Origin of the sequence: Micromonospora sp. NBC_01655 (assembly GCF_026339755.1) — a bacterium.
GTDB lineage: Bacteria > Actinomycetota > Actinomycetes > Mycobacteriales > Micromonosporaceae > Micromonospora.
Map to the genome: position 1 here is coordinate 6,675,361 of NZ_JAPEQF010000001.1, position 17,484 is coordinate 6,692,844.

Genomic DNA, 17,484 nt, shown 5'->3' on the forward strand with positions numbered 1-17,484 from the left:
CGGTCGACGCCCGTAATCGGATCATCCGGTGCGGTGGTTCCGTCGTGGCGGCCGTGGCGGCTAGCGAAGGTGCAGCACGTCGCCGGCCGCGAGGGCACGCGGGCCGGCGGAGGTGTCGACAAGGAGTTGGCCGTCCGGGTCCACGCCGGTGGCGGTGCCGGTCAGCTCCGCGCCGTCCGGGAGCAGCACCCGGACCGGGCGGCCGACGGTGGCGCAGGCGGCCAGGTAGGCGTCCCGCAGGCCGCTGGCCAGCGCGTCCCCGCCGGCGGAGCGCCACCGGTCGTACCAGTCGGCCAGGGAGCGCAGCAGGGCGCGCAGCATCGGGTCCCGGTCGGTGGCCACCGCCCCGGCGAGCTGGAGCGAGGTCGCGGGCAGGCCGGTCGGGTTCTCCGGCAGCTCGTCGGCGCGCAGGGTGACGTTGAGGCCGATGCCGAGCACGATCGCCGGCGGCCGGTCCGCCGTCGGGCCGGACACCGCCTCGGCCAGGATGCCGGCGCATTTCGCATCGCCGACCAGCAGGTCGTTGGGCCATTTCAGGGCGGCGTCCAACTCGGCCAGCCGGGCCACCGCCTCGACCAGCGCGACCCCGGCGAGCAGTGGCAGCCAGCCGTACCCCGCGGCCGGGGCCGCCGGCCAATCGCGCTCGGCGACCGCCTCGCCCGGCCGGAGCAGCACGCTGGTCGCGATGCCCGCCCGGGCGGGCGACTGCCAGGCCCGGCCCCGCCGCCCCCGACCGGCGGTCTGCCGCTCGGCGACCACGACCAGCCCCTCGGGCTCGCCCGCCCGGGCCGCCTCGGCGGCATCGGCGTTGGTGGAGCCGGTCTCGGCGCGCAGGTCGAGGTGCCGCCAGGGCCCGTGCGGGGCGACCAGCGCGCGGCGCAGCCGGGCCGCCGACAGCGGCGGGCGGTCCAGGTCGGTGTACGGGGAACCGGGCATTCCGCCAGCCTACGGCCCGCCCCGGCGGCCGGCCGGATCCCGTCGGCGCGCCCCGCACTGAGGCGTACTGCACACCGGGGGCGTCCTGAACCATCGTTATATTCCCTGGGTGACTACCGAGATCGGGATCGACATTCACAGTACTGCCGGTAAGCAGGCGGACCTGGAGCGACGGATCGACGAGGCGGTGCACGCCGGGTCGGCGCGTGCGGTCGAGAAGCAGCACGCGCGGGGGAAGAAGACCGCCCGGGAGCGGATCGGGATGCTGCTCGATGAGGGCTCGTTCGTCGAGTTGGACGGGTTCGCGCGGCATCGGTCGACCAATTTCGGGCTGGAGCGGTCCCGCCCGTACGGTGACGGGGTGGTCACCGGCTATGGCACGGTCGATGGTCGGCAGGTCTGTGTTTTCGCCCAGGACTTCACGGTCTTCGGTGGTTCGCTCGGTGAGGTTTTCGGCGAGAAGATCGTCAAGGTGATGGATCTGGCTATGAAGATCGGTTGCCCGGTGGTCGGTATCAACGACTCCGGTGGGGCCCGGATCCAGGAGGGTGTCGCTTCGCTCGGTCTGTACGGCGAGATTTTCTTCCGTAACGTGCGGGCCAGTGGCGTCATCCCGCAGGTGTCCCTGATCATGGGGCCGTGCGCGGGTGGGGCGGTGTACTCCCCGGCGGTCACCGACTTCACCGTGATGGTCGACCGGACCTCGCACATGTTCATCACCGGCCCGGATGTGATCAAGACGGTGACGGGCGAGGACGTGGCGATGGAGGAGTTGGGTGGCGCGCGGACGCACAACGCGCGCAGCGGTAACGCGCACTACCTCGGTGTGGACGAGCGGGATGCGATCGAGTACGTCAAGGCGTTGCTGTCGTATCTGCCGTCGAACAATCTGGACGAGCCGCCGGTGTTCGAGGCCCCGGCAGATCTGGCGGTCACCGACTCCGACCGGGAGTTGGACACGCTGATCCCGGACTCGGCCAACCAGCCGTACGACATGCACCGGGTGATCGGGCACGTTCTGGATGACGGCGAGTTCCTGGAGGTCCAGCCGCTCTACGCGCAGAACCTGGTGGTCGGGTTCGGTCGGGTCGAGGGCCGGCCGGTCGGTGTGGTGGCCAACCAGCCGATGCACTTCGCCGGGACCCTGGACATCGCCGCGTCGGAGAAGGCCGCCCGGTTCGTGCGTACCTGCGACGCGTTCAACGTTCCGGTGCTGACCTTCGTGGACGTCCCGGGGTTCCTGCCCGGCACCGGTCAGGAGTGGGACGGCATCATCCGCCGGGGCGCCAAGCTGATCTACGCGTACGCCGAGGCCACCGTCCCGAAGGTCACCGTGATCACCCGCAAGGCGTACGGCGGGGCGTACGACGTGATGGGCTCCAAGCACCTCGGCGCGGACCTGAACTTCGCCTGGCCGACCGCGCAAATCGCGGTGATGGGCGCGCAGGGCGCGGTGAACATCCTGTACCGCTCGGAGTTGGCGAAGGCCGACGACCCCGCCGCCGTACGGGCCGAGAAGATCGCCGAGTACGAGGACACCCTGGCCAACCCGTACATCGCCGCCGAACGCGGCTACGTCGACTCGGTCATCCCACCGCACGAGACGCGCACCCAGATCGTCCGCGCGCTACGGGTGCTACGCACCAAACGCGAGACCCTCCCACCGAAGAAGCACGGCAACATCCCGCTGTAGGCGCCAGGAGGCCCCTGGTGGCGGCCGTCGCCGGCAGGGGTTTCCGGTCACACCACGTGCGGGTACGGAAACCGGCCCGGGACGTGCCGCCGGACGGGACATGATGCCTGCCCGCGACATGCTGCCGGCCCGGCCCGGCAGCACCAGCACCGGCACCCGCAGCGGCACGGTCAGCAGGACGGGTTGGCGGCGACGCACATCCGCCGGGCCGCGCTGCGACCCAGTGCGCACAGCTCCGCGTCGCTCGTCCAGCGGGAGCCGCTCAGCCGGTCGGCGCCCGGCCCGGCGACCGGCACGATCACCGTGACCAGGTCGCCGACCCGGACGACCATCCGGCTCTCCGTGGACAACCGCAGGCCGACGGCCCGCTTCGTCGTCACGTCCACCGGCTGCGACGGGACGTGCCGCAGCAGGACGGACTCGTCGCCGGCGAAGTCACGGGCGACCGCCTGCCAGGTGTGCGTCAACGAGACCGTGACGGGCTTGCCGGCCCACTGGACCGGTGCCACCTCGCGCCAGTCGGAGCAGGCGGCCAGCGCCACGTCCAACTCGGTGAACACCCGGGCGGTCGCGCCGGGGGCGAGGCGGTAGACGTCTTGGGCCAGGAGCGGGACGCCCGGCGAGGCGGCCTGACCGGGAACGTCCTTCTGTAGCAGGGTCTGCGAGCGGGAGTAGCGGGACACCGGCTGTGCCGCCGGCACCCCCTTGTCCGCTGCGCAGACCTCCAGCAACGCGTCCACCCGGACCGGCTCATGGAGCCCCGACTCTCCCAGGCGGACGTTGCCCCGGACACTCAGGTCGAACGGCGCCAGCAGGGCCTCCGCCGGGATCTCGGCCCGCCCGGTCGGCTCGGGTTCGGCCGGGAACAGCCACCGGTCGGGCCAGGACGACACCGGCGGCGCGTCGGGACCGTCGGCCCGGCCGCCGACCGCCACGGCGGAGAGCGAGGCGACGGCGAGCACGGCGACCGCCGCCGCCACCGCCGTACACCGGGTGCGGCGCCGGGCCCGGGCCCGGATCTCCGCAGGTGCGAGCCAGTGGACGTCCCGCAGGTCCCGGTGGAACCGGTCGACGAACGTCGGGTCGTCACGCATCGGCGGCCTCCTCCAGGTCAGAGACGGCAAGCAGTCCGGCGAGCGCGGCACGCCCCCGGGAGAGTCGGGCCTTCACCGTGCCCACCGGGGCGGCGGTCTCCCGCGCGACCTCGGCGACCGGCATGCCGAGCAGGTAGTACAGGGCGATGGCGGTGCGCTGCTCCTCGGGAAGCCGGCGCAGCGCGGCCACCACCGCGACGGTGTCGGCGCTCGGCCCGGGCGTGGTGTCGGCGGCGCCGTGCCGCAGGTACGCCCGAGCCCGGCTGCGCAGGCTGCGCCAGCGGCTGACCGCGATCCGGGAGGCGACGACCCGGACCCACGCCTCCGGGTCGTCGTAGCCGCGCACCGTGGACCAACGCTGCCACGCCCGGATGTACGCCTCCTGCACCGCGTCCTGCGCCTCGGTGAGGTCGCCCGTGAGCGCGAAGACGAAGCCGAGCAGCCGTTGCCGGCTACCTCGGTAGAACTCGTCGAACCCGTCGACGTCCGGCACCTGCCACCTCCCCCGTGTCGGTCGCAGGGGACACGCGCGGGCCGGGGGGCCCGGTTGCCGGATCAGCCAACCGGGTTTTCGGCCGTCTCGGCGGCCGGCCGGGCGCTCAGAGGTTCAGGCCCGCGTCGGTGAGGATCGGGCCGGCCAGCAGCGCCGCGCCGACCACCAGGGTCAGCAGGTTGGCCAAGGCGAACAGCGCCACCCAGAACAGCGGCGGGAACGGGGTGAGCCGGGCGAGTTGGTCGGCGTCGGACTCCGGCAGCCGGCCCCGGGAGCGCAGCCGCTGGAGTTCGACCACCGGCCGTACGCCGCCGAGGAGCAGGAACCAGACGCCGGTCCAGGCGAAGGCGGCCTGGACCTGGGCGGAGGCGTACCAGGACACGGCGAGCACCACCCCGCCGGTGGCCAGCAGCGACAGCGCCCCGAACACGTTGCGGACCATGACCAGCATGGCCAGCAGCAGCGCCACGGCCACCCAGAGCAGCAGGGTGATCCGGTTGCCGCCCAGCAGCCAGGCGCCGGCGAGGCCGACCAGCGACGGTGCGACGTACCCGGCGAGCAGGGTGAGGATCATGCCGGGCCCGGTCGGCCGGCCGGCGGAGAGGGTCAGGCCGGAGGTGTCCGAGTGCAGCCGGATGCCGTGCAGCCGGCGGCCGGTGAGCAGGGCCGCGAGGGCGTGCCCGCCCTCGTGGGCGATGGTGACGGCGTTACGGGCGATCCGCCAGGGCAGCCGGGTGGACACCACCACCAGCGCCACCGCGGCGGTGACGAGGACGAGCAGCGGTGGCGGGTCGGGCTGTGCGGAGAACAGCCGGTCCCAGAGCGTGCCCAGTCCGTCGATCGACACCATGGGGCGCGAGCCTACCGGCCCCGAACCGACCCGGCTACGCTGCGCCGACCCGGTCGCGGCGCCCCCTACCGTCACCCCCTGCCCTGGGTGAAAATTTCTTTAGGGTCCCTTGCAATCCGGGGCAACTATCTCCAAAGATGTACGTCAATTGATTGGCGTCCCCGTGGAGGAACCCATGATCCGTACCGGACTCACCCTGCGCCGACTGATCGCGGCGGGGATCACCGCCGTGGCGGCAGCGGCCACCGCCCTCGTCGCCACGGCCGGCCCGGCGGCGGCAGCCACCACCCCCGGCATCGACGTCTCCAACTACCAGGGGGCGATCAACTGGACCAGCGTACGCAACTCCGGCGTCCAGTTCGCCTTCATCAAGGCCACCGAGGGTACGAGCTACAAGGACCCCCGCTTCAACACCAACTACGTGAACGCCTACAACGCCGGGGTGATCCGCGGGGCGTACCACTTCGCCCGGCCGAACATCTCCTCCGGCGCCACCCAGGCCAACTACCTGGCCAGCAACGGCGGCGCCTGGTCCGCGGACAGCCGCACCCTGCCGGCAGCGCTGGACATCGAGGGGAACCCGTACGCCGGTGGCTACTGCTACGGCCTCAGCACGTCCGGGATGCGCAGCTGGGTCCAGGACTTCCTGAACACCTACCGGTCCCGCACCGGCCGGTACGCCGTCATCTACACCACCACGAGCTGGTGGAACCAGTGCACCGGTAGCTGGACCGGGCCGTGGGCCAACCACCCGCTGTGGCTCGCCCGCTGGGCGAGCACGCCGGGCACCCTGCCCGCCGGCGCGCCGTTCTACAGCTTCTGGCAGTACACCAGCACCGGGGCCGTCTCCGGGATCAGCGGCAACGTCGACCGCAACTACTGGAACGGCGACCGCGCCCGGCTGATCGCGCTGGCGAACAACACCTGATCCTGACGCCTGGGGAGGCAGTTGGCGGCAGCGGGATCGGCTGTGACCATAGGGTCGACATCCGGTCCGGCTGCCGCCAACTCGTCGCCCGGGTGACCGGGGTCAGATCCTCCGCCGCGACCCGACCGGCGCGGGTATCCCGTCCTCCCGGGCCAGCGCACCCCGCCGGGTCATCCGCCAGGCGGCCACCACGGCGACGGTTACGGTCACGACGCTGAGCAGCGCGAACAGCACCGGAAGACCTGCACTCACCAGCAGCAGCACCACGTCGCCGAGGGCGACGAGCATCCACAGTGCCAGCCGGGGCCGGGCGTCCCTGGATCGGTGTCCCATGTCGTACCTCCTTCCGTCGTGGAGGTCATGTACCCCGTACGACGGAAGGACATGCGAATCGACATCGCACCGGTCGGCATTCCCACCGGGCGGCCCAGGTCAGTCCGCCCGGTCGGGCTTGAAGTTCTTCGCGATCAGCTCGAACTCGTCGAGGTTGGCCTCCCACTCGGAGGCGGCGACCTCCCAGCGGATGGCGTACCCGCGGTTCCTGGCCGTCACGAAGCCACGGTTGCGGACGTGGATGCGGGTGTTGTCCCGGGTCTCCAGCCACTCCCAGTCCGCGCAGGTCTTCCAGAAGCCCGGGACGGTGCGGATGCCCAGGTTCTTGTAGTTGTTGACGTTCCGGTCGCCCATGGCCCGCCACGCCGCGGCGGCGTCGCTCTTGGGCGTGTCGGTCCGGTCGATGGTCACCTCGCGGACCCCGTTCGGCTCCCGGAACTGCACCCAGGTGCTGCCCGAGCTGCGCCGCCAGCCCTTCGGCAGCGGCATGCTGAAGCCGGTCGGATCCTTGTGCAGGGTCCAACCGTCGGGCAGCACCAGCCCGATCGGGCTCGGCGTCGGGCTCGGGGCGGCGCTCGTCGGCGACGGCGCGGGCGCCGAGGTCACCGGGGCCGACGGGGCGGTGCTCGTGGCACCGGCCTGCGGGCCGCCACCCTTCTCCGGGTCATCGTCGTTGCCGAGCAACGGGACCACCACCAGCAGCCCGAGCAGCAGCACCGCGACCAACGCGCCGATCAGCAGGCTGCGCCGGTGGTGACCGGGCTTGGCGCCCGCGACGACGGCGGCCCGGCCCGACGAGACCGGCGGAGGGCTCACCGGGGCCGACAGCACCGACGTGGCCCGCTCACGGGGCGGCCTGGGCGGCGAGACCGGTGCGTCGGCAGCCGGCTCGACGCGCGTGTCGTCGACGGCACCGCGCGGGGCGCCACCGCCCCACGCGGTCTCCGGCCCGGCCAGCTTCGCGGTCGGCTCGGACAGCGCGGCCGTCGGGTCGGCGGCCGTCCCCGCCGCGTCGGCGATCTTCGCCGTCGGATCAGCGGTCGCCCCTCCCTCGCCGGCAGCCGTCGACGGCTGGTCGACGACCGGACCCGGTTCGGTGACCCTCGCGGTCGGATCCGCGTCGGTGGACCGCTCCGTCCGGTCGACCCTCGCGGTCGGATCGGCGTCCCCGCCGGCGGGGACCTTCGCGGTCGCGTCGCCGCCGCTCGCGCCGGCCGCCACCGAACCGGCCGCCGCGGCAGCGGCGAGCCCCGGGGTACGCGGCGCGGGCGGGGTGACCGTCCGCTCCGTGCCCTGCTCGGCCGGGCGCGGGGCCGGCACCACGGTCCGGCGCGGCTCGCGCGGACCGTTCGGCCCCGGCCGGCGTACGCCGTCGAGCAGCGAGATGCCCTTCGCCCGGCGGCCGGCGGCACGGCGCAGCAGCCGCTCCGCCGCCGCCGCGTCGATCCGCTCGGCGGGGTCCTTGCGCAGCAGGCCGGTCAGCACCGCCTTGAGCGGGCCGGCGTTCTTCGGCGGCGGCATCGGCTCCGTGGCGAGCGCGGCCAGGGTCCCTATCGCCGACGGCCGGGCGTATGGCGACTTGCCCTCGACCGCCGCGTAGAGCGTCGCGCCCAGCGACCACAGGTCGGCCTCCGGCCCGGCGGTGCCGTCCCTCGCCCGCTCCGGGGCGATGTACGCCGGGGAGCCGAGCACCATGCCGGTCCGCGTCACGTTCGGATCGCCAGGGATGGTGGCCAGCCCGAAATCGGTGAGCACCACCCGGCCGTCGTCGCCGATCAGCACGTTGCCCGGCTTGACGTCGCGGTGCATGACGCCGGCCTTGTGCGCCGCGTTCAGCGCGCCGAGCACACCGAGGCCGACATCGATCGCCTTGGCCAACGACACCGGCCCGTCCTCGGCCAGAATGTCCTGAAGGGACTTCGACGGGACGTACTCCATGACGATCCACGGATCGCCGTCGGTACGCAGCACGTCGAAGATGCGGACCACGTTGACGTGGTTGAGCCGCGCGATCGCGCGGGCCTCCCGCAGCGAGCGTTCCCGCATCTCGCGGCGCTCGTCCGGAGTGAGGCTGGGCGGCGGCACCAGTTCCTTGATCGCCACGTCCCGGTGCAGCACCTCGTCGCGCGCCTTCCACACCCGACCCATGCCGCCCTGGCCGAGCGGCGAGATGAGCCGGTACCGATCGGCGACGAGTTGGGGAAGCGGGTTCGACATCGGGGGAGACGGTACCCGGCGGCGGCCCGCCGTACACCGCCGGCACGCCACTATGCGGCGAAGGTCAAGTTCGCGACGCGTACGCTGACTCCATGTCTGCCGACGAGCCGCTGTTGCGGGTGACCCGGGGCGCGCCGACCGCCGAGGAACTGGCCGCCCTGGTCGGCGCGATCGTCGCCCGGACCCGCCCCGTCGCCGCCGCCGCACCGGTCGCCGCTTCGGCCTGGGCCCGCAGCGGCCGGCCGGCCGGCGTGACACCCGCCGCCGGCCCCGGCGCCTGGCGCGCCGCCGGCCTGCCCCGCTGAGGCGAGGCGCGTACGGGGCTGCCGGACGTCGCCGACACCAGCTAACCTCACTCAGAGGAACGGTGTCGTAACAGGTAGGGAGGGTCGATGACCCCCGCGGAGGACCGCCCAGCGCCCTGGATGAGCGACTACGGAGGCATCGAGGCCGACATTCGCCAGCTGCGCGACTTCGCCGACAGACTCCAGGCCGAGGTGGAGCGGAACTATGCGCCGCACCTGTCGTACATCGCGGACGACATGAAGGCGAAGATCCCCAACCCCGCCGACGCCTTCGTGGAACTGGTGCAGTTCCTCCAGGCCCACAACGAGACCCAGCAGGCAACGGCCACGATGGTCTGGTCCGTCGGCGGTGCCACCGGCCGCCTGGCCGCCGCGGCCGGCAGGATCGCCACGAAGTACGCCGACTCCGATGCCTTCTCCGCCGCCCGCGTCTCCGACGTGGAACGCGCCCTCGCCGACCCCGGCACCGCGGCGGCGGCCCGACCCACGCCGACCCTGCCCGATCCGACCAGCCCGGACAACGGGCCGGGGCGGGTGGTGCAGCCGTGATCGAGCGGGGCAGCGGCCGGACGTCCGGCCTCACCGAGTGGCGGCTGATGGACCTGCTCAGCATGTGGGCCTGCATCCAGGACCACGACACGGCCGGGCACTGGAAGCAGGTCGCCGGCTGGCGCAAGGTCTGCGACCTCTCGCAGGCCCACCTGGGGCGGCTGAAGGAGTACCGGCGCGGCCTGGCCGAGGCGTGGCCACCGGCGACCAACGCCGCCGCCCAGGCGTACCTGGGCGAACTCGACGACCTCATCAAGAAGGTGCAACGCACCCACGACGCGGCCGCCGCGAACTACGACGCCCTCGCCGCAGCCACCCGCGCCATCAGCAGCGCCCGCGTCGAGCTGAAGCCGCTCCACGACGAGTACGTGACCAAGCTCCAGCAGAAGCGGACGTACGAGGCGACGCTGGCGGACCCGAAGGCGGCGATGGGCAGCCGGGTACCGGACAAGCCGGTGACCGACGCCGACCTGGAGCGACTCAACGCCCAGGCCCGGAGCCTGATGTACGGCCTCAGCGGCGAACTCCAACAGGCCCAGGTAATGCTCCGCCAACCCCCAACCTTACCCAAAACCCCCAGACAGCCGGATAACCCTGACGTATACGCCAACGACGCACCGGTCATTCCGCCCATCGCGCCTATACCTATAGCACCACAACGCTCGGCGCTGACAAAAAATGGACCGCCTAAAAGGCCAATGGCTCACGTTGCGATACCGCAGATTGTTGGCCCAGTGCTCGGCAGCGCGAGCAACATCCCTGCATCGATCCCGGACAGCCCGACGCCAGCAAGCGGCTCATCGAGCCTACCCGCCACCACATCGTCCGCAATGGGACTACCAGCAGCTACACGGCCAGTCGTAAAAAATCCCAATCGCCCAAGCTCCTCTAATCCGCCCCACAACCAAGCTCCCGCACCAGGACATACCACCAAGAATGGCGACAGCCCTTCGCTGCCCAACCCGATGAGGCCGCTAGCACCCGGTGGCCTTATCGGCGGGCCGCCCGGATTTGGCATTAGTCCACCAGGAGGCACCAGCTTGCCTCGCAAAGTCAACCCGGTCGGTGGCATCATCGGTGGTGGCGGTGCTGGCACAGCACCCACCGGAGCTGCCGGCTCTAGGCCGGGAAGCGGACGCAGCAACCAGATTGGCCCCCTTCATGGGATATCCCCTATCGGCGGAAGCCCTGGCCTAAGGGCCACCAATGGCCAGAATGGGAGGCAAGAACAGCCCGGTGAAGGCCTCCCGCCCTGGGATCCAGAGCATCCTTGGGAGACCCTTAGAGGGGTACCACCAGTGGTCCGTCGCATCGAAGACGAAGGGCCAATCGATCCAGGGCCAGCCATCGGCTTCGATCGGTGACCCAGTTCCTATTGCCTAGCCTCGCGCTAGCAACACTCTTGACCATCACAACTTCACCCATCAACTCAATCAGCACCACTCCCCACTCAAGAAATGCAGAGAAGATCAGAGAAGATCAGTGGCACCTACGGTTCCTTAAAGCAGCAGAGGCGCAAGCTATCAGTCGAGGCAAAGGCGTAACGGTCGCCATTCCCGACACAGGTGTATTTCCACACCCAGACCTTGAGCGCAATCTACTCCCAGGGACCGATGTCTCAGAACACGGCGACGGCCGCAGAGACGAAGATAGCCATGGGACCTCGATGGCCGGCCTTATTGCCGCTCACGGTTTCCCAAATGGCTTAGGTGCTCTTGGAATTGCACCCGAAGCCAAAATACTGCCCATACGGTCAAGGCAGATAAACGGCAAAGGAGACACCGAGGAGCTTGCAGCTAGCATCGAGTGGGCAACTCGACACGGTGCCGACATAATCAGTATTTCAGCAGTCGCCGGCGCGAGTCGACGCCTACAACAAGCCATCAGGACGGCACTACATGCAGACATCGTGGTGGTGGCAGCTGCGGGCAATAAGCCATTTGACATCAGCATTGGCTACCCTGCATCAGAAGACGGCGTGATAGCGGTAGGCGGCGTTGATCAAAATGGAGAACTCGCTGCTGTTTCGGTCACCGGACCAAGTGTGGACGTCGTAGCGCCGGCTGTCGACATCTACAGCACCAGCTACGGCGGCAAGTACTCGAAGGGCACAGGGACCTCCAGCGCCACCGCGATCGTTGCGGGTGCTGCCGCCCTGGTCCGGTCCAAGTACCCCGACCTCCCCGCCGCCGAGGTCGCGCACCGGCTCACCGCCACCGCCGTCGACAGGGGCCCGCCCGGCCGGGACGACGAGTACGGCTACGGCGTCCTCGACCTGGTCGCGGCGTTGACGGCAGACGTACCCCCGGTGGGTTTCGGGTCAGCGACGGCGGGGGCCCCAGCGGGGTCCCGGCCGGTCACGACGGCGGTCGCGGAGCCGGCAGGCGATGACGGCGACGGTGGGGCGACGGCCCGAGGGTGGGCCACGTTGGGCGTGATCGTGGCCGCCGGGGGTGCCTGGGCGCTGGTCGCCCGACGGCGGCGCCATGGGGACGACCCGCCGCCACGGATCAGCCGGTGAGGTGGCCGGCCTCGGATCGGCGATCCGACGCGTTTGATCCACTCGATGTCAATGACGTGGCGGTATCCGGGGGGCTGGAACACCCGGTGTCATTGATACGGAGTTGATCAGAGGCGACGTCAGAGCAGGCAGAGGCGACGTCAGAGCAGGCAGAGGCGACGCCAGGGCAGGCAGAGGCCGTCAGAGCAGGCAGAGGCGGCCCCGGGTAGAAGAGGCAGGTGCCGTGACGTGTGGGAGCGGGGGTAGCCGGTAGCGTCGGCTCCGTGCCGAACTCGATGCCGCTCCGTCTCGTACTCGCCTCGGCGAGCCCCGCCCGCCGAAAGCTGCTCCACGCCGCCGGGATCGAGCCCGACGTGCTGGTGAGTGGGGTCGACGAGTCCCAGGTGGTCAGTGAGAGCGCCGAGGAGTTGTGCCTGGAGCTGGCCCGGCTCAAGGCGCAGGCGGTCGCCGGCCGGCTGCGGCCGTCCCCCGACGAACGGACCCTGGTCCTGGGCTGCGACTCGGTGCTCGCCTTCGACGGCGAGATCCTCGGGAAGCCGGCCGACGCGGCGGACGCCGTCGGGCGCTGGGAGCGGATGCGGGGGCGCAGCGGGGTGCTGCACACCGGGCACTGCCTGGTCGACGTGGTCCACGACTCACGCGCCGAGGCTGTCGCCTCGACGACCGTCCGGTTCGCCGACGTCAGCGACGACGAGATCGCCGCGTACGTCGCGACGGGCGAGCCGCTCGCCGTGGCCGGGGCGTTCACCATCGACGGCCTGGGCGGGGCCTTCCTGGACGGGATCGACGGCGACCCGGGGACGGTGGTCGGGCTCTCCCTGCCGCTGCTGCGCGCGCTCCTCGCCGAACTGAACCTCCAGATCGTCGATCTGTGGACGAAGGTCGCGCCCGGCGGCCAGTCGGTCGAGCCACTCGGCTAGTTTCCAGCCATGAGCAAGTCGCTGCCGCTGACCCCGGAACTGCACGCGTACGTCGTGGCGCACGGCTCGGCCCCGGACGAGGTGATGGGCGACCTGGTCGAGGAGACCCTCGCCGCGCTGCCGGCGCAGGCGAGGATGCAGGTGGCGCCGGAGCAGGCGGCCTTCCTGACCTTCCTGACCCGGCTGCTCGGGGCGCGGCGGGCGGTGGAGGTGGGCACCTTCACCGGGCTGTCGTCCCTGGCGATCGCCCGTGGGCTGGCCGAGGACGGGCGGCTGACCTGCTTCGACATCTCCGAGGAGTACACGGGCATCGCCCGGCGGTACTGGGCGCGGGCCGGTGTGGCCGACCGGATCGAGCTGCGCATCGGCCCGGCCGGGGAGACGCTGCGCGAGCTGCCGCACGACCGGCACCTGGACTTCGCGTTCATCGACGCGGACAAGGCGGGGTATCCGGTCTACTGGGCGGAGCTGGTGCCGCGGATGCGGCCGGGTGGCATCGTCGCGGTGGACAACACGCTGCGCGGGGGCCGGGTGCTCGCACCGCAGAACGCCGACGACCGGGCGATCGCCGCGTTCAACGACGAGGTCATGGCCGACGTGCGGGTGGAGACGGTGCTGCTGCCGATCGCCGACGGGCTGACGCTCGCCCGGGTGCGCTGACCGGCCTCCGGACCGTCCTTGATCAGATCGAGGTGCGGGATGTCGCGGCCTCGGCCGGCGGGGAAACCGCGGCATGCCGTACGTCGGGTCGGTCAAGATCATGCGGACGCAGCGCGCGGCCGAGCCGCAGGGTGAGCAGCGCGGCCGTCGCGATGAACCCGGGCAGCAGCAGGAAGGCCAGGTGCGGTCCCGCACCGTCGGCCACCCAGCCGAGCGCCACCGGCGCGATCCCGAAGCCCACCCCCATCGAGTACGACGACCAGCCGGCCGCCTTGTCGGCGGCCGGCCCGGCGACGGCCAGGGCGATCGAGATGGCCAGCGGGTAGTGCAGCGCGTTGCCGAGGCCGAGCACGGCGAGCCCGGTCACCGCCAGCCAGCCGACCGGGGCGACCCAGAACACGGCGAACCCGGTCAGCGAGACGGCCAGCGCGGCCAGCAGCAGCGGCACGGGCCGGTAGCGCAGCGCGGCCCGGCCGCCGGCCAGCCGGCCGAGGAACATCCCGCCGACGATCGCGGCGACGGCCGCCGAGGCCGCCCCGGCGCCCAGCCCCGCGTGCGAGCGGAGCACGTCGGCGGTCCAGAGCGAGAGGCAGACCTCGATCGAGCCGGTCACCGCCATCAGGACCCAGGCGATCCAGTACGACCGGGGCAGCCGGCCACCGTTCGCGCGCCCCGCCCGGGCCGGACTGACCGCCGGTTCGCCGACGTGCGACGCGGCGGCGGGAACCGGGTGAGCCGGCGGCGTGGCGGGCAGACGTACCCGGAAGGCCAGGGCGGCGAGGGCGAGCAGCGCGATCAGGCCGACCTCGACGGCCAGCACCGGCCGCCAGCCGAGCCCCGCGTCGACGGTCGCCCCGATGACCAGCGGGGCCAAGATGCCCATGCCGGCGCAGGCGGCGTTGGCCTCGGTGAGGGCGGCCGGCGCGGCGGGGCCGTGGTGGGCGGTGAGCACGACGTTGACCCCGCTGATCACCATCATGCCGAAGGTGGCGATCACCACGACGGCGGCGAGGGTCGCGGGCAGGGGCCGGAGGGTGCCGAACCCGGCGACGCCGACGGCCACCCCGGCGAGGCCGAGCCAGGCCGCCCGGCCCCGGCCGATCCGGCGGGCGACGGGGGCGAACAGCGCCCCGCCGAGGAGCGCGCCGACTGCGATCGCGGTGCTGTGCAGGCCGGCGACGGCCGCGGTGGTGCCCTGCTCGTCGCGCAGCAGCGGGACGACGGGGCCGAAGCCGTAGAGGAAGAAGCCCCACAACGCCAGTTGTGCGTAGGCCAGCCAGGTGGTTCGGTCATGGGTGAGGCGGGGCACGGCCCTTACGCTACGCGCGCCGGACCGGTGCCCCGCCCGCGGTGAGAGGCAACTCTCGGCGCGGGGCGAGACCCCCGGCCCTGACCCGTGCCGGGGGACGCCCGCGCGCTCACCGCACGCTGCGGGCGAACTGCCGGGCGGCCCAGACGACGCCGGCGGCGGCCAGCACGGCGATGATGGCCAGCCCCTGCCAGACCTTGTCGTTGCCGAGGTCCCCGGCGAACAGCGCGCGGGTGCCGTCGACCGCCCAGGAGAACGGGTTCCACTCGGCGATGCCCTGCAACCAACCGGGGGCGAAGGTGAGCGGCAGCAGGATGCCGGAGAGCAGCAGCACCGGCTGGGCGACGGTGTTCATCAGCGGGGCGAGCGCGTCCTCGCTCTTGACCTTGAGCGCAACGCCGTACGAGACGGCCGAGGTCATCAGCGCGATCAGGGCGAGCATCAGGTACGCCAGCAGCAGATCACCGATGAACACCCGCAGGTCGAACAGGAGCGCGAGCAGGGTGATGATGACGGCCTGGAGGAGCAGTGACACCACGTCGCGCAGCGAGCGGCCGAGCAGCAGGGCGAGCCGGCTCACCGGGGTGACCCGGGACCGCTCGATGAGCCCGGCGCGCAGCTCGGCGATCAGGCCGAAGCCCTGGAACAGGCCGCCGAAGATGGCCAGCAGCACGAGCACGCCGGGCACGAAGATCTTGTACGCCTCGGCCTGGGTCGGCGCGTTCAGGGCCGGCTTGAGCAGCGGGGCGAAGAGGAGCAGGTACATCACCGGCTGGAAGACGCCGACGACGACCCAGACCGGGTTGCGCAGCAGCAGTTGCATCTGGCGCTGGAAGATCAACCACGTGTCGCGGGCGAGTTTCACGGGGGTTCTCCTGTCGGGGGCGGGTCAGGACTCGCGCAGCGAGCGGCCGGTCTTGGTGAGGAAGACGTCGTCGAGGCTGGGCCGGTGCAGCTCGATGGAGCTCAACGCGAGGCCGGCGTGGTCGATGCGGCGCAGGATCTGCGGGATGGCGGTCGCCCCCTCGTCGACGTGGAGGCGCACGCCGCCGCCGTCGACGGTCTCCAGCTTGCTGACGTACGGCTCGGAGTCGAGCAGTTGGGCGGCGTGCGGGGTGGCCGCGGCGTCCAGCCCGACGACCACCACCTCGCCGGAGATCTCGCGCTTCAGCTCGGCGGGGGTGCCCTCGGCGACCAGCTCGCCGTGGTCCATGATCGCGATCCGGTCGCAGAGCGCGTCGGCTTCGTCGAGGTAGTGCGTGGTGATGAAGACGGTCATCCCCTCGCTGCGCAGCCGGCGGATCTCGTCCCACATGTGGGCCCGGCTCTGCGGGTCGAGGCCGGTGGTCGGCTCGTCCAGGAAGACGATCCGCGGCTCGTGGATGATGCCGAGGGCGATGTCGACCCGCCGGCGCTGGCCGCCGGAGTAGGTCTTGCACATGCGGTCGGCGTAGTCGGTGAGCTGGAAGGCCGCCAGGGCGCGCTCCGCGCGGCGGTGGGCGTCGGCCTTGCTGATGCCGTACATCCGGGCGTGCAGGACGAGTTCCTCACGGGCGGTGGAGTCGTCCCAGGTGCTGCCGCCCTGGGCGACGTAGCCGATCCTGCGGCGCACCTCGGCGGGCTGGCGGAGCAGGTCGGCTCCGGCGATGGTGGCCGCGCCGCCGTCGGGTTCGATGAGGGTGGCCAGCATCCGCAGCGTGGTGGTCTTGCCGGCCCCGTTGGGCCCGAGGAAGCCGAAGATCTCCCCCTCGGCGACGTTCAGGTCGACCCCGCGGACGGCGTCCACGGTCTTCTTGTCCCGACCGGCGCGGGAGCGGAACGACTTCCGCAGCCCTCTGGTCTCGATCATCTTCGCTCCTGGTCGTCCGTGGCCGGACGGAACCGGCCGTTCCGCAGGGGTGGCACGGGGCGTCACCCCGGACGTCCCGCCGAGGCTAACGCGATATAGCTTCACTAGTCAAATTTGATTAATACGCGTCCGTCTCCGCCTCCGTCTCCGTGTCCGCGTTCGGGGTTGGCTCGCGCTCCACCTCCGGGGCCGGCTCCACCGCGGTCCAGCCGTCGCGGCCGGCCAGGCTCTCCGGCAGGTACGGCACGCCGGCCTCGATCCGGTCGGCGACCCGGTCGCACCAGTCCGCCTCCGCCTCTCCCCGGGCTATCCACAACTCGTACATCCAGGTGACCCCGACCGGCTTGGAATCCCGGATCCAGGATGACTCCATCGAGGCGCGCATGCTCTCCACGCCGGCCCGGATCACCTGCCCCCGGCTGCGCAGCGCGGCCACCGCCTCCGGGCGGGGCAGCGCCGGCAGGAACGCGAACGCGGCGACGAACGGGTCGGCGGCCTGCTGGTTTCCCCACCACAGGTCGCGCAGCAGGGTCTCGAACTCGTCGAGCCCCTTCGGGGTGATCTCGTACGTCGTCCGGGCCGGCCGGGCCCCGACCTGTTCGGTCGCCACCTCGCGGAGCTGCCCCTCCTGGGCCAGCTTGCGCAGCGCGTGGTAGATCGAGCCGGGCTGCACGTTGGCCCACTTGTCGGCGCCCCAGCTGAGCAGCTCACGACGGACGTCGTAGCCGTGCACCGGCTGCATCCACTTGACCAGCCCGAGGATCATCATGCGCGTGGCAGACACCGGAGAAGGGTATTAGACAAGTTTGACTATCGGCGTGCGGGCA

The 17,484-nt window shown here is 71.7% G+C and carries 18 protein-coding genes; 8 read left to right on the forward strand and 10 right to left on the reverse strand.

Features of this window, described 5'->3' with window-relative positions; genetic code table 11:
* Nucleotides 1-60: 60 nt before the first annotated feature.
* The gene (locus OOK41_RS29400; protein WP_117671159.1) at nucleotides 61-936 is read right to left on the reverse strand and encodes a biotin--[acetyl-CoA-carboxylase] ligase; all 876 of its coding nucleotides are present in this window, start codon (nucleotides 934-936) and stop codon (nucleotides 61-63) included.
* A 109-nt stretch (nucleotides 937-1,045) separates the two neighbouring features.
* On the opposite strand from OOK41_RS29400, the gene OOK41_RS29405 reads away from it, so the two are divergent.
* Entirely contained in the window at nucleotides 1,046-2,629 is a 1,584-nt protein-coding gene (locus OOK41_RS29405; protein ID WP_266267447.1) for an acyl-CoA carboxylase subunit beta, read from the forward strand.
* Nucleotides 2,630-2,799: 170 nt separating this feature from the next.
* Here OOK41_RS29405 and OOK41_RS29410 read toward each other — a convergent pair whose 3' ends face one another.
* From OOK41_RS29410 to OOK41_RS29420, 3 genes are all read right to left on the reverse strand, one after another.
* Nucleotides 2,800-3,723 carry a hypothetical protein gene (locus tag OOK41_RS29410; protein ID WP_266267448.1) on the reverse strand — a complete coding sequence of 308 codons (924 nt, stop codon included), beginning with the start codon at nucleotides 3,721-3,723 and terminating at the stop codon, nucleotides 2,800-2,802.
* On the reverse strand, nucleotides 3,716-4,216 hold the full coding sequence (locus OOK41_RS29415) for a SigE family RNA polymerase sigma factor (RefSeq protein WP_266267449.1): 501 nt from the start codon (nucleotides 4,214-4,216) through the stop codon (nucleotides 3,716-3,718). The genes OOK41_RS29410 and OOK41_RS29415 overlap by 8 nt, the downstream gene beginning before the upstream one ends.
* A gap of 106 nt (nucleotides 4,217-4,322) precedes the next feature.
* Nucleotides 4,323-5,066 (reverse strand): M50 family metallopeptidase, encoded by a 744-nt coding sequence (locus OOK41_RS29420; protein WP_266267450.1) that lies wholly within the window; start codon nucleotides 5,064-5,066, stop codon nucleotides 4,323-4,325.
* A 175-nt stretch (nucleotides 5,067-5,241) separates the two neighbouring features.
* On the opposite strand from OOK41_RS29420, the gene OOK41_RS29425 reads away from it, so the two are divergent.
* Nucleotides 5,242-5,994: a lysozyme gene (locus OOK41_RS29425; RefSeq protein WP_117671149.1), complete on the forward strand. Its 753-nt coding sequence runs from the start codon at nucleotides 5,242-5,244 to the stop codon at nucleotides 5,992-5,994.
* Nucleotides 5,995-6,096: 102 nt separating this feature from the next.
* On the opposite strand, the gene OOK41_RS29430 is transcribed toward OOK41_RS29425, so the two are convergent.
* Nucleotides 6,097-6,327, reverse strand: a complete 231-nt coding sequence (locus tag OOK41_RS29430; protein WP_266267451.1) for a hypothetical protein — start codon at nucleotides 6,325-6,327, stop codon at nucleotides 6,097-6,099.
* Between the two features lie 99 nt (nucleotides 6,328-6,426).
* Nucleotides 6,427-8,544 carry a serine/threonine-protein kinase gene (locus tag OOK41_RS29435; RefSeq protein WP_266267452.1) on the reverse strand — a complete coding sequence of 706 codons (2,118 nt, stop codon included), beginning with the start codon at nucleotides 8,542-8,544 and terminating at the stop codon, nucleotides 6,427-6,429.
* 92 nt (nucleotides 8,545-8,636) lie between these two features.
* On the opposite strand from OOK41_RS29435, the gene OOK41_RS29440 reads away from it, so the two are divergent.
* The 6 genes from OOK41_RS29440 (at nucleotide 8,637) to OOK41_RS29465 (ending at nucleotide 13,499) form a co-directional block, all read left to right on the forward strand.
* Nucleotides 8,637-8,849: an acyl-CoA carboxylase epsilon subunit gene (locus OOK41_RS29440; RefSeq protein ID WP_117671143.1), complete on the forward strand. Its 213-nt coding sequence runs from the start codon at nucleotides 8,637-8,639 to the stop codon at nucleotides 8,847-8,849.
* Between the two features lie 87 nt (nucleotides 8,850-8,936).
* Nucleotides 8,937-9,398, forward strand: coding sequence for a hypothetical protein (locus OOK41_RS29445; protein WP_266267453.1), 462 nt, complete (start codon nucleotides 8,937-8,939; stop codon nucleotides 9,396-9,398).
* On the forward strand, nucleotides 9,395-10,762 hold the full coding sequence (locus tag OOK41_RS29450; protein WP_266267454.1) for a hypothetical protein: 1,368 nt from the start codon (nucleotides 9,395-9,397) through the stop codon (nucleotides 10,760-10,762). Before OOK41_RS29445 ends, OOK41_RS29450 begins: the two co-directional genes overlap by 4 nt.
* A 59-nt stretch (nucleotides 10,763-10,821) precedes the next feature.
* Nucleotides 10,822-11,919, forward strand: coding sequence for a type VII secretion-associated serine protease mycosin (gene mycP / locus OOK41_RS29455; protein ID WP_323136272.1), 1,098 nt, complete (start codon nucleotides 10,822-10,824; stop codon nucleotides 11,917-11,919).
* Between the two features lie 263 nt (nucleotides 11,920-12,182).
* Entirely contained in the window at nucleotides 12,183-12,839 is a 657-nt protein-coding gene (locus OOK41_RS29460) for a nucleoside triphosphate pyrophosphatase (RefSeq protein ID WP_266267456.1), read from the forward strand.
* A 9-nt stretch (nucleotides 12,840-12,848) separates the two neighbouring features.
* Nucleotides 12,849-13,499 carry an O-methyltransferase gene (locus OOK41_RS29465; protein ID WP_117671135.1) on the forward strand — a complete coding sequence of 217 codons (651 nt, stop codon included), beginning with the start codon at nucleotides 12,849-12,851 and terminating at the stop codon, nucleotides 13,497-13,499.
* Nucleotides 13,500-13,521: 22 nt separating this feature from the next.
* Here OOK41_RS29465 and OOK41_RS29470 read toward each other — a convergent pair whose 3' ends face one another.
* From OOK41_RS29470 to OOK41_RS29485, 4 genes are all read right to left on the reverse strand, one after another.
* A complete protein-coding gene (locus tag OOK41_RS29470; protein WP_266267457.1) occupies nucleotides 13,522-14,808 on the reverse strand; it encodes a sugar MFS transporter in 1,287 nt (428 codons plus the stop codon).
* Nucleotides 14,809-14,917: 109 nt separating this feature from the next.
* Nucleotides 14,918-15,673: an ABC transporter permease gene (locus OOK41_RS29475; protein WP_117671131.1), complete on the reverse strand. Its 756-nt coding sequence runs from the start codon at nucleotides 15,671-15,673 to the stop codon at nucleotides 14,918-14,920.
* A 24-nt stretch (nucleotides 15,674-15,697) separates the two neighbouring features.
* Entirely contained in the window at nucleotides 15,698-16,657 is a 960-nt protein-coding gene (locus OOK41_RS29480) for an ATP-binding cassette domain-containing protein (protein ID WP_117671129.1), read from the reverse strand.
* Between the two features lie 118 nt (nucleotides 16,658-16,775).
* Entirely contained in the window at nucleotides 16,776-17,441 is a 666-nt protein-coding gene (locus OOK41_RS29485) for a PadR family transcriptional regulator (RefSeq protein WP_266267458.1), read from the reverse strand.
* Between the last annotated feature and the right edge of the window lie 43 nt (nucleotides 17,442-17,484).